The sequence below is a fragment of the Sphingomonas sp. S2-65 genome, from assembly GCF_021513175.1.
Lineage (GTDB): Bacteria > Pseudomonadota > Alphaproteobacteria > Sphingomonadales > Sphingomonadaceae > Sphingomonas.
The window spans coordinates 1703577-1728719 of sequence record NZ_CP090953.1 but is presented as its reverse complement, the minus strand read 5'-3'; the positions used below and the strand labels follow the sequence as shown (position 1 = coordinate 1728719).

Here is a 25143-nt window from a genome sequence, read left to right as displayed (position 1 = left end):
CTCCTCGAAAGGAAGGGGGGTGCCGCCGCGTCGGTCTGGCGCGGCGGCAGGGTAGGTCAGGCGGCGTCGACCAGGACGATCTCGCTGTCCTCGAGCGCAGTGACCGTCAGCACCGCGACATCGCTGATCGCGGCACCGTCCCGGGCATTCACGGTCACGCCGTCGATTTCGATCTTGCCGGTCGCGGGCACCAGATACGCCTTGCGGTCGCTGCCGAGCGGATATTCGGCGGTCTCGCCGGCCTTCAGCGTCGCGGCGACCACCCGTGCATCGGTGCGGATCGGCAATGCGTCGTTGTCGTTGTCATATCCGCTGGCGAGCACCACGAACTGCCCGGCACGATCGCCCTTGGGGAAGGGCTTGGCGCCCCAGCCAGGCTTCTCGCCGCTGCGGGTCGGCAGCAGCCAGATCTGGAAGATCTGCGTGACCTCGTCCTCCAGGTTGAATTCCGAGTGGGTGATCCCGGTGCCGGCGCTCATCACCTGGACGTCGCCGGCCGGGGTGCGGCCCTTGTTGCCCAGATTGTCCTGATGGGTGATCGCGCCGGAACGGACATAGGTGATGATCTCCATGTCGCGGTGCGGGTGCGCCGGAAAGCCGGTCTGCGGCTGGATCGTGTCGTCGTTCCACACGCGCAGATTGCCCCAGTGCATGCGCTTCGGGTCATGATAGTTGGCGAACGAGAAATGATGCTTGGCATCGAGCCAGCCATGATTGTCGCCGCCAAGGGTTGCGAAGGGCCGAAGTTCGATCATCGTTGGTCTCCCATTGGGTTGTTGGAGCCTATGTACGGCTTGCCTGCCCTGCTGCTCAGTGGGATAAAGTCGACCCAATCGTTCTAGGAAGTTGAATGGCCAGCCCCGGTACGCCCACCTTCGACCAGCTTCGCCTGTTCCTTGCCATTGTCGAGACCGGCAGCTTTGGCGCTGCCGCGCGAAAGCTCAACCGCGCGGTGTCGGTGGTGAGCTACGGCATCGCCAATCTCGAGGCGCAGCTCGGCGTCACGCTGTTCGACCGCGAGGGTAGCCGCAAGCCGCAGCTGAGCATCGCGGGCAGGGCAGTGCTGGCCGAGGCGCGCACCGTCGCGCACGGCATGGATGGCCTGCGCGCCAAGGTGAAGGGACTTCTGGAGGGGCTGGAAGCCGAAGTCAGCCTCGCCGTCGACGTGATGCTGCCCACGGCGCGTCTCGGCGCGGTGCTGCGTGCCTTCCGCGCCGAGTTCCCCACCGTCACCCTGCGCCTCCATGTCGAGGCGCTGGGCGCCGTCACTGCGCTGGTGCTGGACGGCAAGGCCGGGGTGGCGATCAGCGGCCCGCTCGCCACCTCCGTCGACGGCGTCGAACTGCGCGCGGCCGGATCGGTCGAGATGGTGCCCGTGGCCGCGCCCGACCACCCGCTCGCCCGGCTGCACCCGATCCCGCCGGGCGCCGCGCGAGACCATGTCCAGCTGGTGCTGACCGACCGCTCGCCGATCACCGCCGGGCGTGACTTCGCGGTGCAGAGCCCGCGCACCTGGCGGCTGGCCGATCTCGGCGCCAAGCACGCGCTGCTGCGCGAGGGGATTGGCTGGGGCAACATGCCGCTGCCGATGATCCAACCCGATTTGGATGCCGGCACGCTGCTGCGCCTCGCCATGCCCGAGCAGCCGGGCGGCGCCTATCGCTTCTGCGGCATCTATCGCCGCGACACGCCGCCGGGGCCTGCGGCGTCTTGGTTGCTCGACCGCTTCGTCGACAGCGCCGCGGATGAAGCCGGCGAACTGCCCGACGCCTGACCGGCTTCGATCGGCGGAAACGCGAAACCGCTTGTTCGGCAGCGCCCGTCTCGTCCACACTCCCCGCGACATCTTCTAGGGGGCTTACATGGATCGTCGGACGTTTCTCGGCTGCTCGGGCAGCGCGCTGGCCATGGCGAGCGTGGCGAGCCCCCAGGCGGTGGCAGCCGCGCTGCAAGATGGCGGTGACGCCGCGCTCAACACGCTGTTCGACCGCATCGTCGCGGATCGGCTGAACCGCTCGCCCCAGTCCGCCACCGCACTGGGATTCGACAAAGGTCCGCAGGCCGCTGCGAAGCGCCGCCTCGACGACGTCTCCGCCGCCAATCGCCAGCAGACGCTCGCCGCGAACAAGCGGTTCCTTGGCGAACTCGAAGGCTTTCCCACCGCCGGCTTGACGCCCGCCGCCGCGCTCAACCGCGACATCGTCCTCTATTCGCTGCGCCAGCAGACCGCCGCGCCCGAGCGTTTCGGCATCGACACCGCGATCCGGCCGTACCGCATCTTCCAGCAGGGCGGCGCCTATTACAGCGTTCCCGATTTCCTCAACGACACCCATGTCGTCGAAACCCGCGATGACGCCGACGCCTATCTCGCCCGGCTCGGCGCCTTTTCCACTGCGCTCGACCAGGACGTGGCGGTCCAGCGCGAACAGGCGGCGCGCGGCTTCATCGCCCCCGATTTCGCGCTCGATCTCACCCTGGGCCAGCTGCGTACGCTGCGCGGCGCCGCACCCGCGAGCAGCAGCCTGGTCCGCTCGCTCGCCGAGCGTGCCGGGCGCAAGGGGATCGCCGGCGACTGGTCGGCACAGGCAGCGAAGATCGTCGAGGCTCAGGTCTACCCCGCGCTCGATCGCCAGATCGCGCTCGTCACGCAGCTTCGCGGCCAGACCAAGCCCGGCGCCGGCATCTGGCGCCTGAAGGGCGGCGACGCCCTCTACGCGACGGCCTTGGAGCAGGCGACCACCACCAATTTTACGCCCGACGAGGTGCATCGCATGGGCCTGTCGCAGGTCGCGGAGATCAGCGCCGAGCTCAACAAGATCCTCAACGCCAACGGCATGACCAGCGGCACCGTCAGCCAGCGCCTGACTGCGCTCAACCGCGACCCATCCCAGCTCTACCCCGACACCCCAGCCGGCCGCGAAGCGCTGATTGCCTCGCTCAACGACGGCGTCCGGCAGATGCACGCGAAGCTGCCCCAGGCCTTCGCCACCATTCCCGACGCGTCGCTGGAGATCCGCGCGGTGCCGGTCGAGATCCAGGACGGCGCCTCCAACGGCTATTACAAGCGTGCCGCGCTCGATGGCTCGCGTCCGGCGATCTACTTCATCAACCTCAAGGATCCTGGCGACTGGCCGAAGTACAGCCTGCCGGCGCTGACGTATCATGAGGGTGTTCCCGGGCACCATCTTCAGATCAGCATCTCGCAGCAGTCGAAGGAAATTCCGCTGCTCCGCAAGATCGGCTTCTTCGGCGCGTATACGGAGGGTTGGGCGCTCTACGCCGAACAGCTCGCCGACGAACTCGGCGCCTATGGCACGCCGTTGGAACGCGCCGGCTATCTCCAGTCCTTCCTGTTCCGCGCCGCCCGGCTGGTGGTCGACACCGGCATCCACACCAAGCGCTGGACCCGCGAACAGGCGACGCAATATCTGGTCGACACCACCGGCCTGGCCGCCCCACGCTCGCAGCGCGAGGTCGAGCGCTACAGCACCCAGCCCGGGCAGGCCTGCTCGTACAAGGTCGGCCACATGGCATGGGTCCGCGCGCGCAAGACTGCCGAACAGGCGCTTGGCGACCGCTTCGACTTGAAGTGGTTCCACGAAGTGCTGCTGAGCGGGGCGATGCCGCTCAGCCTCATGGAAACGCTCGTCGCCGATCGCACCCGCGCCCGCCGCGCGTGAGCCGAGGCGCCGTGTTCAAGCATCTCCCGCTCGCCTGCGCCTTGCTGGTGTCCGGCCCCGCCACCGCGCAGACCAGCGCCAACGCGCAGCTGCGCACGCTCTACGACGCCGAGTGGCGCTGGCGGCAGAAGGAGTTCGGTCGGCTCGAAGAGGATGAAAACTGGACTGCGGGCGCCGACTATCTGCCGCGCGTCGACCCCGTCAGCCAGCAGCGCAGGCTCGCTTATTGGCAAACCGCGCTGGCGGCGCTGAACCGTCTGCCCGCCGCGCAGTTCTCCGAGCCCGAGCGGATCAACGCCGCCGTGTTTCGAACGACCCTCGAGGCAGCCGTCGCCGAACAGCGCTTCCGCTTGTGGGAGATGCCGTTCAACGCCGACAGCAACTTCTGGTCGGGCATCGCCGCGCGCCAGCCATTTCGCAAGGCGGTGGAATATGACCGCTATCTCGGCCGCATGCGCGACGTGCCGCGCTATTTCGACGAACAGATCGCCAACATGCGCGCCGGCCTTGCCCGCGGCTTCAGCGTGCCGCGCGCGACGCTCGCCGGCCGCGACAGCTCGATCGAGGCCTTTGCCGTCACCGATCCGCGCAAGAACCCGTTCTACGCGCCGTTCGAGGCGCTGCCCGACAGCATCCCCGCCGCGCAGCAGGAGCGCCTGCGCGCCGCCGCCCGCGCCGTCATTACCAGCCGGATCGCGCCTGCTTATGCCAAGCTGCTGACCTTCTTCCGCGGCGAATATCTGCCGCGCGCCCGCACTACCCTGGCCGCCGAAGCGATGCCCGACGGCAAGGCCTTCTACCAGGCGCAGATCCGCGAATACACGACCACCGACCTCACCGCCGAGCAGATCCACGCCATCGGCCTGAAGGAAGTAGCGCGCATCCAGGCCGACATGGAGAAGACCAAGGCGGCGGCTGGCTTCACCGGCGACATGGCCGCGTTCCTCCGGTTCCTGCGGACCGATCAGCGCTTCTACGCCAGGACGCCCGACGAACTGCTCGGCGTCTCGGCCTATGTCGCCAAGCGCGTCGACGGCGAGCTCAAGAACACCATCGGCTTCCTGCCGCGCTACCGCTTCACCATCCGGCCCGTGCCCGATGCCATCGCGCCCTTCTACACCGCCGGACGCGGCGGTTTGGAATCGTGCATGATGAACACCTACGACCTGCCGTCGCGCCCGCTCTACCAGATCCCGGCGCTGACGCTGCACGAATGCAGCCCCGGCCACAGCCTCCAGGCGGCGATCGCCCGCGAAGGACCCAACCAGCCGGCCTTTCGCCGCCAGACCTATTTCTCCGGCTTCGGCGAAGGGTGGGGGCTCTACACCGAATGGCTCGGCACCAAGATGGGCATCTACCGCACGCCTTATGAGGAGTTCGGCCGGCAATCCTACGAGATGTGGCGCGCCGCCCGGCTGGTGATCGACACCGGCATCCATCACCAGGGCTGGAGCCGTCAGCAGGCGATCGACTATCTCACCGGCCACACCGCGCTGTCGCAGCGCGAGGTCGAAACGGAGGTCGACCGGTACATCAGCTGGCCCGGCCAGGCGCTCGCCTACAAGCTGGGCGAGCTGACCTTCCGCCGCAAGCGCGCCGATGCCGAGCGCCGGCTTGGCGACAAGTTCGACCAGCGCTGGTTCCACGATCTGGTGCTGGGCCTCGGCTCGGTTCCGCTGCCGCTCCTGGAGGAGCAGGTCGATCGCTGGATTGACGCGGGCGGCCCCAATCCACATGCCGATACCAAGAACTAAACGGGGGACTTCATGAAACTTCGTATCGCACTCGTCTCGCTGGCGGCGCTCGCCACGCATCAGGCCCAGGCCCAGGTCGCCGCAACCCCGCCCCAGCCGCCGGTGCAGGAGACCCAGGCGCCCGAGGATCAGGTGGTCCGCCCAGATGCGCAGCCCCAGCCGCTTCCCAATGCTGCTCCTGCGCCTGCCGCAACCGCGCAGACGATTGCCGCGCCCAAGGCCGAAAAGCGCAAATGGGACGTCAACGCGCCCGAAGGCGCGGTCATCCGCCAGATCCCGATCCGCGTCAGCGAAGGCAGCTGGATGGATCTTGACGTCAGCCCCGACGGCCAGACGCTCGCTTTCACGTTGCTCGGCGACATCTACACCATGCCGATCGCCGGCGGCCCCGCGACCCGCATCGCCGAAGGACTCGCCTGGGAAGTCCAGCCGCGCTTCTCGCCCGACGGCCGGCGCATCGCCTTTACGTCAGACCGCGGCGGCGGCGACAATATCTGGGTGATGAACCGCGACGGTTCGGACAAGCGCCAGGTTACCAAGGAGGATTTCCGCCTCCTCAACCAGCCGAGCTGGAGCCCCGACGGCCGCTACATCGCAGCCAAGAAGCATTTCACCACCGGCCGCTCGCTCGGCACCGGCGAAGTCTGGCTCTACCACGTCTCGGGCGGCGCCGGGGTCATGCTGGTCAAGCGCCCCAACGAAACCCACCAGAAGGAACTCGGCGAGCCGATCTACGCCCCCGATGGCAAGTCGCTCTATTACACCCGCAACGTCACGCCCGGCCCGATCTTCGAATATGCCCAGGATTCGAACACCGAGCTTTTCGACATCGAGCGCTATGAACTGGCGACCGGCGAGATCAGCAAGGCGGTGACCGGCGCCGGCGGCGCGGTCCGCCCGACGCCTTCGCCCGATGGCCGCTACATCGCCTTCGTCCGCCGCGAAGCCACGCGCTCCAAGCTCTACATCAAGGACCTCGTCTCGGGCGAAGAGCGCAAGATCTACGACGATCTCGACCAGGACGTGCAGGAGACCTGGGCGGTCACCGGCGTCTACCCGAACATGGCCTGGCTGCCCGGCGGCAAGTCGCTCGTGTTCTGGGCCAAGGGCAAGATCCGCCGCATCGACGCCGATGGCAGCAACATGCGCGAGATCCCGTTCCGGATCGATGACACCCGCGGCGTGATCGACGCGCCGCACCCGCAGATCGCCGTCGCGCCCGACCGCTTCACGACATCGATGCCGCGCTTCGCCGCCGTCTCCCCTGATGGCCGCCAGGTCGTGTTCGAAAGCCTCGGCAAGCTCTGGCTCAAGCCGATGGGCGGCGCCGCCGCCCGCCGCCTCACCAGCGGCGACGACGGCTTCGAACTCTTCCCCAGCTGGTCGCGCGACGGCCGCTCGCTCGTCTTCGTCAACTGGACCGATGAGGGCCTCGGCCATATCCGCACGGTTGCGGCAACCGGCGGTCGTCCCCGCGACGTGACCGCACAGCCCGGCCACTTCGCCCGCCCGCGCTTCTCGCCCGACGGCAAGACCATCGTGTTCGAGCGCGTCTCGGCAGGCAGCCTGACCAGCCCCAACTGGGCGCAGGACCCCGGCGTCTACCGCCTCGCCGCCACCGGCGGCGACATCACTCGCATCGCCGCCGGCATGGCCGCGCCCCAGTTCGGCGCCACCAACGACCGCATCTACATGCTCGGCGACGCCAATGAAGGCGGCAAGTCGCAGCGCCAGCTGGTCAGCACCGATCTTTCGGGTCAGGACAAGCGCGTCCACGCCAATGGCGAGCTGGTCACCGACTTCTCGGTCGCGCCCAATGGCGAGTTCGTCGCCTTCCGCCAGAACTATGCCGCCTATGTCGTCCCGCTGATGCCGGGCAACCAGTCGGTCGCGCTCGCCGCCGATACCAAGGCGCTGCCGGTCACCAAGGTCAGCGCCGGCGGTGCCGACTACATCCACTGGTCGAACGACGGCGCACAGCTGCACTGGAGCCTCGGCCCGGTCGTCTACACTGCCCAGACCGCGCAGCTCTTCCCCAGCGCGCCGCGGCCAGAAGGCGCGCCCGCCTTCGTACCGCCGGCCACCGGCGTGTCGCTCGCCCGCGAAGTCGCGGCGGTGAAGCCCACCGGGACGGTGGCGATCACCGGCGCGCGCCTCGTCACCATGGCGGACGCGTCGGGCGGGATCATCGACGACGGCGTGGTGGTGATCCGCGGCGACCGCATCGTCGCGGTCGGCCCGCGCGCCTCCACCGCGATCCCGCAGGGGGCGACTTTGGTCGATGCCGCCGGCAAGACCATCATCCCCGGCCTGATCGACGCGCACGCCCACGGCCCCGCCGGGCTCGACGAGCTGATACCGCAGCGCAACTGGTCGATGCTCCAGAACCTCGCGCTCGGCACCACGACGATCCACGATCCGTCCAACCGCTCGAGCGAGATCTTCGCCGCCTCGGAGATGCAGCGCGCCGGCCTGATCCTCGCCCCGCGCATCTTCTCCACCGGCGAAGTCGTCTACGGCGCCAAGGCCGCCGACGTGTACGCCCAGATCGACAGCCTGGACGATGCGCTGGCCCATGTCCGCCGCCTCAAGTCGCAGGGCGGCCACTCGGTGAAGAACTACAACCAGCCGCGCCGCGAGCAGCGCCAGCAGGTGGTCGAGGCCGCCCGGCGCGAGAACATGCAGGTCGTGGCCGAGGGCGGCTCGCTGTTCGGCATGGACATGAACCTGGTCGCCGACGGCAATTCGACGCTCGAGCACAACGTGCCGCTGGAGACCTTCTACGAAGACGTGCTGCAGTTCTTCTCGGAAACCAAGACCAACTACACGCCCACGCTGGTGGTCTCCTATGGCGGCTTGGCCGGCGATCCGTACTGGCGGCAAGCGACCGACGTCTTCGCCCACCCGCTCCTCCAGGCGCACACCCCGCCGACGGTGCTGCTCGAAGGCAATGCCCGCCGCATCAAGGCGCCCGAAAGCAACTTCGTCGACGACGACAATGCGCGTGAGGCGCACAAGCTCGCGAAGCGCGGCGTGCTCGTCTCGATCGGCGCGCACGGGCAACAGGCCGGCATCGGCGCGCATTGGGAGCTATGGTCGTTCGTCCGCGGCGGCATGACGCCGCTCGAAGCGCTGCGCGCGGGCACCATCGTCCCCGCCCAGTCGCTGGGCATGGCGCGCGACATCGGCTCGCTCGAACCCGGCAAGTTGGCCGACCTGGTGGTGCTCGACGCCGATCCGACCGCCGACATCCGCAACAGCGACAAGGTCTCGCGCGTCATGCTCGGCGGCCGCCTGTACGACGCAAAGACGCTGAACGAAGTGTCCACCGGCACCGCCAAGCGCGGCAGCTATTGGTGGGAAACCAAGGGACGGTGAGGGGAAACTCCCATCATCTGCCGCAACGCTGAGGTTTTTGCCTCCTATCTTCTTCCTCCGTCACCCCGGCCTTGAGCCGGGGTCCCGCTGCCTTGCCCCACAGAAGAAGAAGCGGGATCCCGGCTCAAGGCCGGGATGACGGGGAATGAGCTGCGGTCTTCACCAAGGAACCGCTTCAGGGCGAACCAAACCCTGCCAACCGCTCCCGCACCCAGTCCCGGCTCCGCGCCAGCACCTTCGCCGCCACCGGCGTCGGAAACCGAACAAACCCATGGGGCGCCTCGGGCACCCGGTGCAGCTCCACCGACGCCACTTCGCCCCAGCGTCCCGCCATCGCCAGCGTATCGTCGAGCAGCGGATCCAACGCGCCCACCACCATCAACGCCGACGGCATCCCCGCCAGATCCCCGAACAGCGGCGACAGCGGCGCCCGCCGCCGCGCGGCATCGCTCATCCCCGGCGTCAGCAGCCGCATCGCGTCCAGCATGCCCGGCCCGTCCAGCACCAGCGTGTCCCGCCCCGCCGCACGCACGCTCGCTGATCCCGCCAGATCATATACCCCGTAATAGAGCAGCGCCCCGGCGAACCGCGCCAGCCCGCCCGTCTCGTCCCGCACGCGCTGCAAGGTCGCCGCGCCCAAATGCCCGCCGGCCGACTCCCCCACCAGCACGATCGGCAGCCCGGCGAAGTCATGCTCACCGCGCACCAGCCACATCGCCGCGGCAAAGCAGTCGTCCATCGCCGCCTGAAGCGGAGACCCCGCCCGCACCAGCCGATACTCCACCGACACCACCGCCACGTCGCACGCCGCGATCAGCCCCAGGTTGAGTTGGTCGTCCATCGCCGCATTGCCGATCGCCCAGCCGCCGCCATGGATGTCGAGCACCACCCCGCGCACCGGTCCATCGGGCCGAAGGATACGCAGCATGACCTGATGCCCGCCCCAGCCGACCCGACGGGTCTCGACCGCCACGCCGTGCCGCCGGGATCGCCGGTCCGCGCCGATCTGAGACACGCGCAGCAGTCCCTGGTAGAGCAGCGGGGTGAAGCGATTGCGGATGCGGAACCGCGGCATCCGCGCCAGCTTCGCGTTGAAGGCGCGCGCCCCCGCCAGTTCGGCCTGGGTGAAGTGCAGCGCATGCGTGTCCGTCGGGTCCATCGCTGTGCGAACCACCGGCTGTCGCGAATGGTTCAGCGCCCAGCCATGCTGCGCTATGCATCCACGCCCCCGTTCGCCGGCAAGGAGTTTTCCGCGCATGATCCACACCCGCTTCGTCACCATCGCCCTTGCGGCCACTGTCTTCCTGGCCGGCCCGGCCGCCGCGCAGAGCGCCGGCGACTTCATGACCAACCCGGCCTTTCAGGATCCCGCGCCCAAATCGTGCATCACCACCTTCGACATGCAGCACTGCAACGCGCACGAGCTCCGCGTCGCCGACAAGGCGATGAGCGCGCGCTATTCGGCGCTGCGGGCAAGGCTGAAGCCCGCCGCCCGCCAGAAGCTTCTCACCGAACAGCGCGCCTGGCTGAAATCGCGCGACCGCACCTGCCTGGCCAAGGGGGACCGTTACCGTGGCGGCACCATGTCCGGCGTCGTAACCACGCAATGCTGGGTCGACATGACCAAGGCCCGCAGCAAAGCCCTGGCCACCCGCCGCTGATCCCTCCTTCCCCCTCTCCTGCTCGCGGGAGAGGGCAGGGGTGAGGGTTGGGTGCCACCAACTCTCGGCTTCACCCCCGGCAAGCCAGGAACAGAGGAGAAGCGGGACCCCGGCTCAAGGCCGGGGTGACGGAGAGGATGGTCCCACAACCGGTATTCGCAACACGAACCCCGCCGCCGCCAGCCTCTCGGGCGCCTCGATTTCGACGTGCAACCCGCACCCGCCCAGCGCATCCGCAACCCGCGCCAAAGCTCTGGCCATCCGCCGCTAATCCCCTCCTTCCCCCTCTCCCGCTCGCGGGAGAGGGCCGGGGTGAGGGTTAGGCGCCACCAACTCTCGGCTTCATCCCTGGTAAGCAAAGAACAGAGGGGAAGCGGGACCCCGGCTCAAGGCCGGGGTGACGGAGAGGGTGGTCCCGCAACCGGTATCCGCAACACGAACCCCGCCGCCACCAGCCTCTCGGGCGCCTCGATTTCGACGCGCAACCCGCACTCGCCCAGCGCGTCCGCAACCCGCGCCAAAGCTCTGGCCACCCGCCGCTAATCCCCTCCTTCCCCCTCTCCCGCCCGCGGGAGAGGGCAGGGGTGAGGGTTAGGCGCCACCAACTCTCGGCGTCATCCCTGGTAAGCAAGGAGCAGAGGAGAAGCGGGACCCCGGCTCAAGGCCGGGGTGACGGAGAGGGTGGTCCCGCAACCGGTATCCGCAACACGAACCGCGTTCCCGGCCCATCCTCCGCCAGCGCGATGCTGCCCCCCTGCGCTTCCAGCAGCGACCGCGCGATCGGCAGCCCCAACCCCGTCCCCCCGGACGCCCTCCGGCTGGTGAAGAACGGCTCGAACACGCGCGCCCGATCCGCCGCCGGTATCCCCGATCCGTCGTCCGCCACCTCCAGCACCACGAACCCGGCCTCCTTGCGCGCAACCAGCCGCACCTGCCCAGCCCCAGCCTGGCGGCCATTCTCCACCAGACCGGTCAGGATCGCCTCCAGGCTCGCCGCCTGCACTGCCGCCGCCACCAACCCCTCGGGCGCCTCGATTTCGACGCGCAACCCGCGCCCGCCCAGCGCGTCCGCAACCCGCGCGAGGATCAGCCGCACGTCGCTGATCGCGCCCGCGTCGCGCCCCGCCACATCGGCCCGCGCCAGTTCCAGCAGCCGCTGCACCAGCAGCGTCAGCCGTCCGGCGTCGGCATCGATGTTCGCCAGGAACCGCCGCCGATCCGCCGGCGCCATGCCCTCGTGATGATCCTCCAGGATCTCGATCGCCCCGCGGATGCCCGCCAATGGCGTCTTGAACTCGTGGCTCACCGCATGGGCGAAGTCGCGCAGGTAGCGGGAACGCTGCTCGATCGCCGCCGCCATGGTCGCAAAGTCGGCATAGAGCGCCTGGATCTCGGTCGCGGCGGTGCGCGGCACGTCGGGCACCTGGCCACCGCCGCGCGCCACCGCCCGCGTCGCCTCGCTCAGCGCCTCGATCGGCCGGACGATGCCGCGCGACAACAATCCGCTCAGCACCACCAGCGCGGCAAAGATCGCCGCGATCCCGAACAGGATCTTGCCGCGATCCTCGTACAACCCGCGAAACAGCGCGCGCGGCGAGCGCGACAGCAGCAGCACCGCGACCGTCCGCCCGTTCACCACCACCGGTGCGGCATGGTGGATGCGCAGGTCCGATGCCCGGCTCAGCCATTCCAGCCGATAGCGCGGGCGATAATCGCCATTGCGCCGCAGCACCGTGGCCGGCGCGCCGGCGCGCGCCGCGTCGATCTCCGCGACACCCGAATAGACCTTTCCGGCCTCGGGCCCGAGCAGCACCCGCCCACCGGCGTCGAGCAGCCGGATCGACGCCAGCGTCGTCCCCGCCGTCACCCGCAGCACCGGCGCCGCCCGCACCGCCGCCGCCCGTGCCTCGGCACTCGCGCCGCCGGCAACCGCAAGCGGGGCAGGGCGCTCCGGCAGCACCTTAGTCGAGCGCAAATCGATCGTCGACAGGGCCCCGCCGGCCATGTCTGGATCGCCATAGCCACGCGCCGGCGGCACCACCCGGATCTCGCGCGCGCCCGGCCAGGCCGCGCCGACTGCCGCCGACAGTGCCGCGCTCTGCGCGATCAGCTCGGCCTCGGTCTGGCGCACCAGCGTGTTCTCATACACCCGCAGGAACAGCGCGCCGATGCCGGGCAGCGCCGCGACGAACACGAACGTCACCAGCAGCAGCGTGCGCAGCCGCAGCCGTGGCCAGTGCCGGCGCACAGGCGCTTTGAGCGCCTCGACAAGCGTCCCCGCCTTCAGCGCCTCGATCAGCCCGCGCATGCGCCGATGCGATAGCCGATGCCCGCGCGCGTCTCGACGATGTCCTGGCACCCGACCTGCCCGAACTTGGCGCGCAGGTTGCGCACATGGCTGTCGATCGTCCGGTCGGTCACTGCGAAGCCGGGCCCGCGCAGCCGATCGATGATCGCGTCGCGGCTGAACACCTTGGCCGGCATCACCGCCAGCGTGCGCAAGATGCCGAACTCGGTCGCGGTGAGCGTCACCGGCGTACCCGCCCAGCTCGCCTGCCAACCCTCTGGGTCGAGCGCCAATTGCCCGTGGCGGATGGTGGAGGTGGCCTGCTCCACCTGCGGCGGCCGTCCCGCGACGCGGCGCAGGATCGCCATCACCCGCGCCACCACTTCGCGCGGGGAAAACGGCTTGGTGACGTAATCGTCGGCGCCCAGCTCGATACCCAGGATGCGATCGATCTCGTCGTCGCGCGACGACAGGAACAGGATCGGCACTTCGCCCTGCGCGCGCAGCCGCCGGCACACCTCCAGCCCGTCCATCCGCGGCATGTTGATGTCGAGCACGATCAGGTCGGGCGCCTGCGCCTCGGCAACCGCCAGCGCTTCCTCGCCATCCGCCGCCTCCAGCGTGCCGAGCCCGGCCTTGGCCAGCGCGAACACCAGCAGCTGGCGGATATGCGGATCGTCGTCGGCGACAAGGATGGTGCGCGGCATGGGGCACAGGATCACTGCCGTGGCTCCGGGGTCAAGGGCGCAGGTGCCGCTTGCGGCAGCACGACGGCGCCGTCGCAGCCGCGATGGGCGCCGGCGGGCAGCGAAGCCGGTCCGACGGGGGCGGCTCCGATCAGCGTGCGCGCCCGCGCCAGCCGCTGCTGCCCGCGCATCGTCCAGCTATGCCAGTCCGCCTGCTCGCGCTCCAGGTTCGGCAGGATTTCCTGGCGTACTGCCTGCACGCGCGCGCGGAACTCGGGCGCCAGGGGCCGTGCCTCCAGATCGATCAGCGGCACCAGCGCGGCGCTGCCCATCCACCGCATCTGGCACAGGTCGAGCGGCACGGCCTTGCCGCCCACCTCGCGGGCATGCCGCACGTTCCACTTGGCGGAAACGGCATCCAGGTCGACGATCGTCGCCGCGCTCAGCACCAGCACGGCCGCCAGCGCATTGGCGTTGATCAGCCATGCTGCGCTCTTGGCCCTGAGCATCCGCCAGCAGATCAGCACCAGCCCCAGCGCGACCAGCGCCATCCACGCCAGCGCCGCGATCCGCCACGCGGTGAGCATGTATATTTCGATATAGTCGACCGTGCGCAGCGCGCTCGATGCCACCAGCAACAGGTTCTGCGCGACCCACAGCACCACCAGCCGGCGGATCAGCGGGTTCTCCGCGGTCGCCGATCCGGGCTTCAGCGTTCCCAGCACGAACACGCCGGCCAGCAGCGCAGTGACGATCAGGGGATAGGCGCCACGATGCGCATAGGCGGCCAGCGTCATGCCCTCGGGCAGCGGCGCGCCGCTCCACAAAAACGCGAGGTCGAGCCCGTTCTGCACCGCGAACACCAGGTTGAACAACGCCAGCGACACCAGCACCGACGCCGCCGACGTCCCCGGCAGCGTCACCGTCATCTTGGGGAGCACGTGCGCGATCCGCGTCGCGAACGCGCGCGGCCGCAAGCTCGGCCATACCAGCACCGCCACGAACCCCCACAGCACGATCCGCTCGACGGAAGGAATGGTGATCCCGTGCAGCGCCCTCTCGATCAGCGGATTGGCATTGGCGAACAGCGCCACGAACAGCGCCGTCATCGCCAGCGGCAGCACCAGCGTCGCCACCAGCTTCACCGGCCGCCCGCGTCCGCGCAACCGCAACAGCCGCCCCAGGTCGAGTACCGGCGCGAACGGCCCGCTCGCGCCCTGCGCCGCCAGCCGCACACCCCAGCGCCACGCATCGTCGAAGCCGCCCGCCCGCGGCATCAGCGCCGCCATCGACAGGCTCGCCCAGAACATCAGCCAGGCCAGCGGCCCGGGATCATAGGCCAGCACCAGCGCGAACCCGCCCGCCGCCGCCAGCGCCCACACCGCCGCCCCGCGCCGCACCGCCGGCCGCACCACGAACAGCGCCACCGCCCAGGCGAGCATCGCGCCGCCCAGCCACGATCCCACTTCACCCACCAGCAGGTCGGCGGCCACCATCGCCGCCACCAGCACCAGCACCTTGACCCAGAAACTGAACCGCACGCCCATTCGAAACCTCCCGATCATCGGCAAGCCTTCTGCACTCCGCCCATCCAGCCCGATGCGCGCCCGCCAAGGAGAGGTCGTGCAGAAACCGTGCAGGCCCCGGCTTTACGCCCGCCACTCCGCTGGCCTAAGCCGCTGGCATGAAGCGCATCCTCCTCGTGCTCGCCGCTCTCGTGCTCCTCGGCGCAGGCTGGTTCCTGTTCGCCCGCACCCCCGGCGGCGTTCCCGTCTACGGCGTCGAGACCGTCGCCACCTTCAAGCACGATCCGCAGGCCTTCACCGAAGGCCTCTTCTTCCACAACGGCTTGCTCTACGAGGGCACCGGCGAGGAAGGCAGCTCGGGCATTCGCAAGGTGAAGTTAGAAACCGGCGAGGTCCTGCAGGAAGACCAGCTTCCCTCGCCTTATTTCGGCGAAGGCATCGTCGCCTGGAAGGATCGGCTCTACCAGGTCACCTGGAAGGACCAGGCCGGCTTCATCTACGGCCTCGACGATCTCGCCCCGCGCGGCAACTTCTCCTACACCGGCGAGGGCTGGGGCATGACTCAGAATGGCGAGTCGATCATCCTGAGCGACGGCACCTCGACCCTGCGCTTCCTCGATCCCGAGACGCTGGCGCCCAAGAGCACGCTCGCCGTCACTGCCAATGGCTGCCCGGTCGCCAAGCTCAACGAGCTCGAATGGATCGACGGCCAGATCTACGCCAATATCTGGCAGACCAACCTCGTCGCGCGCATCGATCCCAAGACCGGCCACGTCCAGAGCTTCCTCGACGTCGGCGCGCTCGGCCCCCAGACCCGCGGCATCGACGACGTCGCCAACGGCATCGCCTATGACGCCAAGGCCAAGCGCCTGTTCGTCACCGGCAAGCGCTGGCCCCAACTCTACCAGGTGAAGCAGGGGAGCAAGGTCGACTCGCAGGACGCCCAGACCCTGATGTCCTGCACGCGCTGATTCGGTTCACGCGAAGGCGCGAAGCTCGCGAAGAAGAGGTTCGCGCAGAGGCGCAGAGGCGCAGAGAGCAGAAGAAGCCGCGCAGCGGCAGAAATCTTGGCGCGTCTCCAAAGCCGAGTGTGTGCGATAGTCTCCCGACCGCACCGCAAGCCCTTCTCTCTGCGCCTCCGCGCCTCTGCGCGAACCTCTACCTTCTTCTACCCTTCGCGCACTTCGCGCCTTCGCGTGAATCAAACTACCCGCTTGATCCAACGGGAAAACCAAGGCAGCTTGGCACCGGTGTCAGCGTCCACAGAGGCGCGTCACAGGAGAGCGGGATGCACAAGGACATGGATCGAAGAACCGCGCTGCTCGCCGGCCTGGCAGTCGCGGGCGTCGCGCCGCACGCACTCGCCCAGACCGCGCCGCCAGCCGCAGGGCAGGGCGCCCGCCCGCTGACCCTCGCCGATTCCACCGAGACGATCGACCTCTGGCCCACGCCCCCGGTCCCCAACTCGCCCCAGAGCGAAGTCACTACCGAGCGCAGCAAGGACCCGGCCTATAACGACCGCTTCGTCACCGGCATCACCCGCCCGCGCATGGCCGTGTTCCGCCCGAAGAGCCCCAATGGCGCCGCGGTCCTGATCACGCCGGGCGGCGGCTATAGCTGGGTCGTCGTCGACAAGGAGGGCTATGAAATGGCCCGCCTGCTCGCCGCGCAGGGCATCACCGCCTTCGTCCTTTTCTATCGCCTGCCACATCAGGGCTGGGCGAACGGCGCCGACGTGCCGCTCGCCGACGCGCAGCGCGCGCTCCGCCTCATCCGCCACCACGCCCCGCGCTACCACGTCGATCCGGCCCGCGTCGCGGCAACGGGCTTCTCCGCCGGCGGCCATGTCTGCGCCAGCCTGCTCACCCGCTTCGATGCGCAAGTCTATGCCCCGCGAGACGCCGCCGACCGGCTCTCCGCGCGTCCCGATGCCGCCGCGCCGATCTACCCGGTCATCGCGATGGCCGCCCCCGCCGCGCATATGGGCTCGCGGAAGAACCTGCTCGGCGAAAACCCGACGGCAGCGACCGAGCGCGCCTATTCGCCGCACCTCCATGTGCCGGCGAACGCGCCGCCCTGCTTCCTCCTCCATGCCGAGGACGACGCCTCGGTGCCCGTCGCCAACACCCTGATGCTCCGCGAGGGCCTGCGCGCGCAGAACATCGCCACCCAGACCCATCTCTACCCCGATGGCGGGCACGGCTTCGGCCTGCGCCTCGCCCGGGGCAAAAGCGTCGAGCATTGGCCCGACCTCTTCCTCCACTGGCTCCGCCAAACCGGGATCACCACGTGAAATCCATCCTCCGCACCGCCGCCGCCGCGCTCCTGCTCCTTGCCGGCACCCCCGCCGCCCAGGCCCAGACCCGTCCCGAGATCGAGCGCACGATGCGCCGCGCCACCAGCTTCATGGTGGAAAAGCTCGCCACCAATGGCGGCTATGTCTGGGCCTATCTCCCGGACGGTTCGCGCCGCTGGGGCGAGATCGAGGCGCGCCCGTCGATGATCTGGATCCAGCCCCCCGGCACTGCGACGATGGGCAATGTCTATCTCGACGCGTATCACGCCACGGGCGACGATTATTATTACCAGGCCGCCGAAAAGGTCGCCGGCGCGCTGATCTGGGGCCAGCATCGTTCGGGCGGCTGGAACTATTTCGTCGATTTCGCCGGCGAGGAAGCGACCAAGGACTGGTACGAAACCGTCGGCAAGAACGCCTGGCGGATGGAGGAATTCCAGCATTATTCCGACAATGCGACCTTCGACGATGCCGGCTCGTCCGAAGCGATGCAGTTCCTGCTGCGCCTCTATGTCGAGAAGCGCGATCCCAAATACCGCCCCGCGCTCGACAAGGCGATCTCCTTCGTCCTCGACAGCCAATATCCGATCGGCGGCTGGCCGCAGCGCTGGCCCTATGACCCGCGCTATCCCGAATACCAAAGCTACATCACCTTCAACGACGATGTCGCCTCGGAGAATATCAAGTTCCTCGTGATGTGCTACCAGGCGCTCGGCGACCGCCGCGTGCTCGACGCGGTCAACCGCGCGATGAACGTCTTCCTGGTCACGCAGCAGGGTCAGCCCCAGCCCGGCTGGGCGCTGCAATATACCCCCGACCTCCAGCCCGCCGGCGCGCGGACCTACGAGCCCAAGGCGCTGGCGACGCACACCACGGCCGACAATCTTCGCGCGCTGATGAGCTTCTACCGGATGACCGGCGACACCAAGTTCCTCGCGCGCATCCCCGAAGCGCTCGACTGGCTCGAAAGCGTCCGCCTCCCCGCCGATCAGGTGAAGAACAACCGCGCCTTCCCGACCTTCATCGAACTGGGCACCAATCAGCCGCTCTACATCCACCGCCGCGGCTCGAACGTCGTCAACGGCGCGTATTATTGGGACCACGACCCGCAGGCGACGCTCGGCCATTATTCCAGCTTCCGCGCCATCGACGTGGCGAAGCTCCGCCGCGAATACGAAGCGCTGAAGGCCACCCCCGGCGCCCAGCTCGCCGCAAAATCGCCGCTCCACGCGCGCGAAGCCGTGCCGCTGCCGCGCTACTGGGTGACCGAACTCGACGCCGGCTCCGACCTCAACGCCTCGGGCCCGACCACCCCGCGCGACATCATCCGCACCCTCAACCGCGAAGGCTGGTGGCCCGCCAAGCTCACCGCCACCAGCAACCCCTATATCGGCCCCGGCTCGCCCACTCCGGCCCCCGGCGACTTCCGCACCACCCGCGTCGGCGACGCCAGCGACACCTCCCCCTACCTCGCCGAACACCCGGTCGAAGGCATCAGCCTGGCCCACTACATCGCCAACATGTCCGCCCTGATCAAAGCGCTGGAGGCAGAAAGGCGCTAACCCTTCTTCTCCCTCTCCCCGCTGGCGGGGAGAGGGCTGGGGAGAGGGGGAAGTGCAACGAACTCTCGACTCCGGCCCCTCCCATCTCACGCGAAGGCGCAAAGGCGCGAAGAAGGAAGAGGTTCGCGCAGAGGCGCAGAGACAAGTGCCTGGGGCGCCGCCTCCCGCCGCGTCAGCGGCCCATAAAGCTGCGCGGTCGAGTCTCCTGCCGCTGACGCGGCGGCCGAACCCCTCTGCGCCTCCGCGCCTCCGCGTGAACCCCTCTCTTCTTCTACAATCTCTTCGCGACCTTCGCGCCTTCGCGTGAACCAAAACCCCTTGATCCCAAATCAAAACCGAGACACCTTAGATACCGGTGTCACACGCAGCCACGAAGCCGCGGGACCCAAGCAGGAGAGCGATATGCACGAAGGCAACGGGATCGACCGTCGCGGCCTGATGGCCACAGTCGTCGCAGGCGCCGCCGCCATGGCCGCGCCCATCGGCGTCCAGGCCGCCGCCACCCGCAAGCGCTATGCCATCGTCGGCGTCGGCAGCCGCTCGCGCATGTACCAGGACGCGATCTGGGGCCCGCACAAGGATACCGCCGAACTCGTCGCGATCTGCGACACCAACCCGGGCCGCGCCGCCTATGTCGCCCGCCGCGCCCGCCAGGCCGGCGCCAAGGCCCCGGCAAGCTACCTCCACACCGACTTCGACAAGATGGTCCGCGAGGGCAATCTCGACGGCCTCATCGTCACCGTGCCCGATGCGCTCCACGACGACTATATCGTCCGCGGCCTCGAAGCCGGCCTCGACGTCATCACCGAAAAGCCGATGACCACCGACGCGTCCAAGGCGCAGCGTATCCTCGACGCCTGCCGCCGCAACGGCCGCCAGGTCCGCGTCACCTTCAACTATCGCTACTCGCCGTTCCGCACCCAGGTGAAGGAGCTGCTGATGGCCGGCGAGATCGGCGACGTGCTCTCGGTCGACTTCTCCTGGCTGCTCAACACCGTGCACGGCGCCGATTATTTCCGCCGCTGGCATTCGAACAAGGCGATGTCGGGCGGGCTGATGGTCCACAAGGCCACCCACCATTTCGACCTGGTCAACTGGTGGCTCTCGGCGATGCCGGTCAGCGTCACCGCGGTCGGCAAGCGCGAATTCTACACCCCCGCCATGGCCCGGCGCCTCGGCCTCCAGGGCCCGCACCAGCGCTGCCTGACCTGCCCCGAAAAGGCGAAGTGCAGCTTCTATCTCGACATCGCCGCCGACGCTGGGCTCAAGGCGCTCTACCTCGATAACGAGCGCTATGACGGCTACCACCGCGACCAGTGCGTGTGGCGCGAAGAGATCAGCATCGAGGACACGATGAACGTCGTCGTCGGCTACGATACCGGCGCGACGCTCAGCTATTCGCTCAACGCCTGCAATGCCTGGGAAGGCTATCACGTCGCCTTCAACGGTACGAAAGGCCGGCTGGAGCATTCGTTGGTCGAATCCGGCGGCACTGCCGGCGCCAACAACGCCGACGAAGCCCCTGACCGCGCCACCACCCGCATCATCCCGTTGCGCGGCCAGCCTGGCGAGATCACGCCGCGCACCGGCGCCGGCAGCCATTCGGGCGGTGACGCAGTGATGCTCAACGACATCTTCGGCACGCCCGCGCCCGATCCAACTATGCGCGCCGCCGATCAGCGCGGCGGCGCCGCATCGGCATTGATCGGCATCGCCGCCAACCAGTGCTTCCGCACCGGCATGCCGGTGAAGATCGCCGATCTCGTCACCGGGCTCGACCGCCCGAACCTGCCGGCAATGCCGACTCGCGCCGATCCCGTTCCCATGCCGCCGCGCATGACTCACGCCTGATCCGGGAAGAACCTGCCATGCTGATCCAGCCCTCCCGCCGCGACCTGCTGCGCTATGCCGGCCTCGGCACCGCCGCCGCCATCACGCCCGGCGCGCTCGCCGCACCCGCGGCCCCCTGGGCACGCGCCGCCGACATCGCCCGCAACGCGCGCGCCCCCAGCTTTCCGGCCCGGGACTTTGCCATCACGCAATTCGGCGCACGCGGCGATGGCACTACCCTCAACACCCAGGCGATCGCCCGCGCGATCGAGGCGTGCACCAAGGCGGGCGGGGGCAGGGTGGTCATCCCTGCCGGCCGCTTCCTCACCGGCGCGGTGCATTTGAAGTCGAACGTGAACCTCCATCTTTCCGAAGGCGCCACGCTCCTCTTCAGCACCAACCCCGCCGATTATCCCATCGTGTTCACGCGGTGGGAGGGGATCGAGCTCATGAACTATTCGCCCTTCGTCTATGCCTATCGCCAGCGGAATATCGCGATCACCGGCTCGGGCACGCTCGACGGCCAGGGCAGCGCGCAGCATTGGTGGGCGTGGAAGGGCCCTTGGGGCGGCACGGCGAACCATGGCTGGAAAGAGGGCATGCCCGACCAGCGCAAGAGCCGAGCGGTGCTGTTCCAGATGGCCGAGGATCGCGTGCCGGTCGAAAAGCGCGTCTTCGGCGACGGCCACTTCCTCCGCCCCGCTTTCGTCCAGCCCTATGACTGCGACAATGTCCTGATCGAAGGCGTCAAGCTGCGCGGCTCGCCTTTCTGGCAGATCCATCCCGTGCTGTGCCGCAATCTGATCGTCCGGGGCGTCGACGTGCTCGGCCATGGCCCGAACAATGACGGCTGCGATCCCGAATCGGTCGACGGCGCGCTGATCGAAGGCTGCACCTTCGATACCGGCGACGATTGCATCGCCGTCAATTCGGGCCGCAACGAGGATGGCCGCCGCCTCGCCAAGCCGGCGCAGAACATCCTGATCCGCGATTGCCGGATGAAGGAAGGCCATGGCGGCGTCGTCGTGGGCTCGCAGATCTCGGGCGGCGCGCGCTGGATATTCGCCGAACGCTGCGTGATGGACAGCCCCGATCTCTGGTATGCGATCCGCTTCAAGAACAACGCGCTGCGTGGCGGGCTGCTCGAGAATTTCTATTATCGCGACATCCAGGTCGGCCAGGTCAGCCGCGCTGCGATCACGTGCGACTTCAATTATGAAGAGGGCGCCAAGGGCCGCTTCGTGCCCAAGCTGCGCAACGTCGTGGTCGAGCGGCTGCGTGCCGCCAATGCGCTGCGCGTGATCGACAGCCAGGGGCTTCCCGGCGCGCCGGTCACCGGCATCACGCTTCGCGATTGCAGCTTCGACGGCGTCACCCAGCCGAGCATCGTCCGCCATACCCAGGGGCTCCGCCTCGACAATGTCCGCGTCAACGGCAAGCCCGTGGCAGGCGTTGACGCGCTAAGCTGACACCGGTAGCATGCAGGTCAGCCCACCATCCCGGCAAACAGGGAGGGGGTGTTTCGAGAGGAGGTCTGAAATGACGAAAGGGTTCCACACCAGCAGGGCAGGGGTTTCGGTACTGGCGCTGTCGCTTGCCGGGCTCTTCCCCGCCGCCGCATCCGCGCAGGACGTGCCGCCGGCCGCGGTCAACGATCCGCAGCCGCAGGACGCCACGCCCGTCGCCGGCGCGGCCGAGGGGGACGAGATCGTCGTCACCGGCTTCCGCGAAAGCATCAGCGCCGCGCTGACCGACAAGCGCCTGGCCTCGGGCGTGGTCGACGTCATCAAGGCCGATGACATCGCCAAATTCCCCGACAACAACCTGGCCGAATCGATCCAGCGCGTCCCCGGCGTCGCCATCGCCCGCGACGGTGGCGAGGGTCGCAGCATCTCGGTCCGCGGCCTCGGCCCCACTTTCACCCGCGTCCGCATCAACGGCATGGAAGCGATCGCGACCACCGGCAGCTCGGACGCCGGCGGCGGCGTCAACCGCGGCCGCGGCTTCGACTTCAACGTCTTCGCCTCCGAACTGTTCAACTCGATCACCGTGCGCAAGACCGCCTCGGCCGACATCGAGGAAGGCTCGCTCGGCGCCACCGTCGATCTCCAGACCGCGCGCCCGTTCGATTACAAGGACAATTTCGTCGTCGCGGCCTCGGCCCAGGCCGGCTGGAACGATCTGGCCAGGAAGGTCACGCCGCGCGTCGCCGGGCTGCTCAGCTGGCATAATGACGGCGAAACCGTCGGCGCCCTGCTTTCCGCCGCCTATTCGGAGCGCAAGGTCCGCGAAGAAGGCCACTCCACCGTCCGCTGGAACCCCACCGGCGTCAACGGCGGGTTCAACGCCGCCTCGACGCTGCCCGGCTACACGCTAGCGCAGATCAACCGCACGCCCGCCAACAACGGCAGCAACTGGGACGACCTGATCTACCACCCGCGCATCCCGCGCTACGACACCTGGCAGTATGATCTCAAGCGCCTCGGCGTCACCGGCTCGCTCCAGTTCCGCCCGAGCGAAACCACCTTGCTCACCTTCGACGGGCTCTATTCCAACTCCAAGACCACCCGCACCGAGAATTATCTCGAGGCGATCTCGTTCAGCCGCACCGGCGCCACCGGCAAGCCCCAGACGATCATCCGCGACGGCGAAGTCAACGACCAGAACGAACTCGTCTACGGCGTGTTCGACGATGTCGACATGCGGGTCGAATCGCGCATGGACAAGCTGGAGACCGAGTTCCAGCAATATACCGGCACGCTCACGCAGGAGTTCTCGGATCGCCTGCGCGGCACGCTCTATGGCGGCTATGCCAAGTCGGACTTCAAGAACCCGATCCAGACCACAATCACCCTCGATCGCCTGAACTCGGACGGCTTCTCCTGGGATTATCGCGACAACGACCGCGAGCCGGTGATGAACTGGGGCTTCGACGTCGCCAGCGCGGCAAGCTGGTCGATGATCAACGGCTCGTCGGACATCCGCATCCGCCCCCAGGCCGCCAGCAACAAATACCGCACCGGCAAGGCGATGCTCGACTGGGACGTCGTGCCGGATTCGCTCACCTTCAAGGGCGGCCTCGAGTGGCGCAAGTTCAGCTATAGCGGCAGCGAGCAGCGCCGCCTGGTCGCCGAGACCCAGGTGCCGACGCTCACCGCCACGCAGGTCGCCAGCCTCACTACCGTGCTCGACGGCGTCACCGGCGATCCTTCGCGCGGCGGCGGCTACATCATCCCGAACTTCGGCGCCTTCGTCGACACGCTCGGCATCTATTGCAACTGCGTCCAGAACATCAACGGCACCAATGTCGACTTCCGCTTGGGCGGGGTCGAGAACACCAACGCGCGCTCGTCCTTCGTCGATGTCGAGGAAACCGAAAAGGCCGCCTTCTTCCAGGCGAACTTCACCATTCCCCTGGGCAGCGGCATGACCCTGCGCGGCGACGCCGGCATGCGCTACGTCACCACCCACCAGAATTCGGGCGGATACGCCGCGGTCAATGGCGGGATCGAGCGGCTCGAGGTCGAGCGCGACTATGACTATTGGCTGCCCTCGTTCAATTTGGTCGGCGAAATCACCCCCGAGTTCCTGCTGCGCTTCGGCGTGGCCAAGGTGATCACCCGCCCGGGCCTCGGCACGCTGTCGCCCGGCGGCTCGTTCACTGCCCAGGCCTCGAACCGCGGCTATTCGACCGGCAACCCGTATCTCGACCCAACCGAGGCGACCAACATCGACGCGTCGGCCGAATGGTATTTCTCCAAGGGTTCGCTGATCTCGCTCGGCTATTTCGAAAAGCGGATCAGCACGCTGTCGGGCACCAGCGTCACCGTCCAGGTGCCCTTCACCGAGCTCGGCCTGCCCGCCGATCTGCTCACCGGCACCGGCGTCGCGCCCACCGACATCTTCAACTACACCCGCACGGTGAACGGGCAGGGCGGCACCCTGCGCGGCTTCGAAGTCAATTATCAGCACCAGCTGACCTTCCTGCCGGGCTTCCTCGCCAATATGGGCCTTCTCGCCAACTACACCCAGGTGAAGGCCGAGCTCAGCTATCCCGGCTATGGCGGCGGCAACGCGCCCCCTATCGTCGGCCCGCTGACCAATTTGTCCGAAAAGTCCGCCAACGGCACGCTGTTCTATGAGGACAAGGTGTTCAGCCTGCGCGGCTCGGTCACCTACCGCTCGGGCTATCTGACTGCCTTTGCCGGCGGCGCCCGCGAGCAGAGCACCGAGGAGGGCGTCAACGAAACGCTCAACTTCGACGCCTCGGCCTCGCTCAAGCTCACCGAGAACATCTCGCTCAGCGTCGAGGCGATCAACCTCACCGACGAGCCGCAGGACTTCTACATCGACCAGGACAACCAGGTCGTGCTTTACCACCGCACCGGCCGCCAGTTCTACGGCGGCGTCCGGTTCCGCTTCTAAGCATGGGCGGCACCCCTCGCCGCCGATGCTCGCCTCCGGGCTGGCCGGCATTCGTGCC

The 25143-nt window shown here is 68.3% G+C and carries 16 protein-coding genes; 11 read left to right on the top strand and 5 right to left on the bottom strand.

Going from position 1 to position 25143, the window contains the following annotated elements:
- Window positions 1–56 precede the first annotated feature (56 nt).
- A complete protein-coding gene (locus LZ586_RS08130; RefSeq protein ID WP_235079395.1) occupies window positions 57–755 on the bottom strand; it encodes a pirin family protein in 699 nt (232 codons plus the stop codon).
- A gap of 95 nt (window positions 756–850) precedes the next feature.
- On the opposite strand from LZ586_RS08130, the gene LZ586_RS08125 reads away from it, so the two are divergent.
- From LZ586_RS08125 to LZ586_RS08110, 4 genes are all read left to right on the top strand, one after another.
- The gene (locus tag LZ586_RS08125; protein WP_235079394.1) at window positions 851–1774 is read left to right on the top strand and encodes a LysR family transcriptional regulator; all 924 of its coding nucleotides are present in this window, start codon (window positions 851–853) and stop codon (window positions 1772–1774) included.
- Window positions 1775–1862: 88 nt separating this feature from the next.
- On the top strand, window positions 1863–3680 hold the full coding sequence (locus LZ586_RS08120) for a DUF885 domain-containing protein (RefSeq protein WP_235079393.1): 1818 nt from the start codon (window positions 1863–1865) through the stop codon (window positions 3678–3680).
- An 11-nt stretch (window positions 3681–3691) separates the two neighbouring features.
- The gene (locus LZ586_RS08115) at window positions 3692–5434 is read left to right on the top strand and encodes a DUF885 domain-containing protein (RefSeq protein ID WP_235079390.1); all 1743 of its coding nucleotides are present in this window, start codon (window positions 3692–3694) and stop codon (window positions 5432–5434) included.
- Window positions 5435–5446: 12 nt separating this feature from the next.
- Window positions 5447–8812, top strand: coding sequence for an amidohydrolase family protein (locus LZ586_RS08110; protein WP_235079389.1), 3366 nt, complete (start codon window positions 5447–5449; stop codon window positions 8810–8812).
- Between the two features lie 175 nt (window positions 8813–8987).
- On the opposite strand, the gene LZ586_RS08105 is transcribed toward LZ586_RS08110, so the two are convergent.
- A complete protein-coding gene (locus LZ586_RS08105) occupies window positions 8988–9971 on the bottom strand; it encodes an alpha/beta hydrolase fold domain-containing protein (RefSeq protein WP_235079387.1) in 984 nt (327 codons plus the stop codon).
- 97 nt (window positions 9972–10068) lie between these two features.
- On the opposite strand from LZ586_RS08105, the gene LZ586_RS08100 reads away from it, so the two are divergent.
- Window positions 10069–10473, top strand: coding sequence for a lysozyme inhibitor LprI family protein (locus LZ586_RS08100; RefSeq protein ID WP_235079385.1), 405 nt, complete (start codon window positions 10069–10071; stop codon window positions 10471–10473).
- Window positions 10474–11131: 658 nt separating this feature from the next.
- Here the strand turns inward: LZ586_RS08100 and LZ586_RS08095 are convergent.
- From LZ586_RS08095 to LZ586_RS08085, 3 genes are read right to left on the bottom strand one after another with little or no spacing between them, the layout of a single operon-like run.
- Window positions 11132–12781, bottom strand: coding sequence for a sensor histidine kinase (locus LZ586_RS08095; protein WP_235079383.1), 1650 nt, complete (start codon window positions 12779–12781; stop codon window positions 11132–11134).
- Window positions 12769–13467 (bottom strand): response regulator transcription factor, encoded by a 699-nt coding sequence (locus tag LZ586_RS08090; protein ID WP_235079382.1) that lies wholly within the window; start codon window positions 13465–13467, stop codon window positions 12769–12771. Before LZ586_RS08090 ends, LZ586_RS08095 begins: the two co-directional genes overlap by 13 nt.
- Window positions 13468–13478: 11 nt before the next feature.
- Window positions 13479–14993, bottom strand: coding sequence for a DUF4173 domain-containing protein (locus tag LZ586_RS08085; RefSeq protein ID WP_235079380.1), 1515 nt, complete (start codon window positions 14991–14993; stop codon window positions 13479–13481).
- A gap of 137 nt (window positions 14994–15130) precedes the next feature.
- Here LZ586_RS08085 and LZ586_RS08080 point away from each other — a divergent pair, with 137 nt between their 5' ends.
- The 6 genes from LZ586_RS08080 (at window position 15131) to LZ586_RS08055 (ending at window position 25085) form a co-directional block, all read left to right on the top strand.
- Window positions 15131–15943 carry a glutaminyl-peptide cyclotransferase gene (locus LZ586_RS08080; RefSeq protein WP_235079377.1) on the top strand — a complete coding sequence of 271 codons (813 nt, stop codon included), beginning with the start codon at window positions 15131–15133 and terminating at the stop codon, window positions 15941–15943.
- 317 nt (window positions 15944–16260) lie between these two features.
- Window positions 16261–17265, top strand: coding sequence for an alpha/beta hydrolase (locus LZ586_RS08075; protein WP_235079376.1), 1005 nt, complete (start codon window positions 16261–16263; stop codon window positions 17263–17265).
- Window positions 17262–18830 (top strand): pectate lyase, encoded by a 1569-nt coding sequence (locus LZ586_RS08070; RefSeq protein ID WP_235079374.1) that lies wholly within the window; start codon window positions 17262–17264, stop codon window positions 18828–18830. The genes LZ586_RS08075 and LZ586_RS08070 overlap by 4 nt, the downstream gene beginning before the upstream one ends.
- A 402-nt stretch (window positions 18831–19232) precedes the next feature.
- On the top strand, window positions 19233–20681 hold the full coding sequence (locus tag LZ586_RS08065) for a Gfo/Idh/MocA family protein (RefSeq protein WP_235079372.1): 1449 nt from the start codon (window positions 19233–19235) through the stop codon (window positions 20679–20681).
- A gap of 17 nt (window positions 20682–20698) precedes the next feature.
- Complete coding sequence (locus LZ586_RS08060; protein ID WP_235079371.1) at window positions 20699–22129, top strand: glycoside hydrolase family 28 protein; 1431 nt, start codon at window positions 20699–20701, stop codon at window positions 22127–22129.
- 70 nt (window positions 22130–22199) lie between these two features.
- A complete protein-coding gene (locus LZ586_RS08055; protein ID WP_235079369.1) occupies window positions 22200–25085 on the top strand; it encodes a TonB-dependent receptor in 2886 nt (961 codons plus the stop codon).
- Window positions 25086–25143 lie beyond the last annotated feature (58 nt).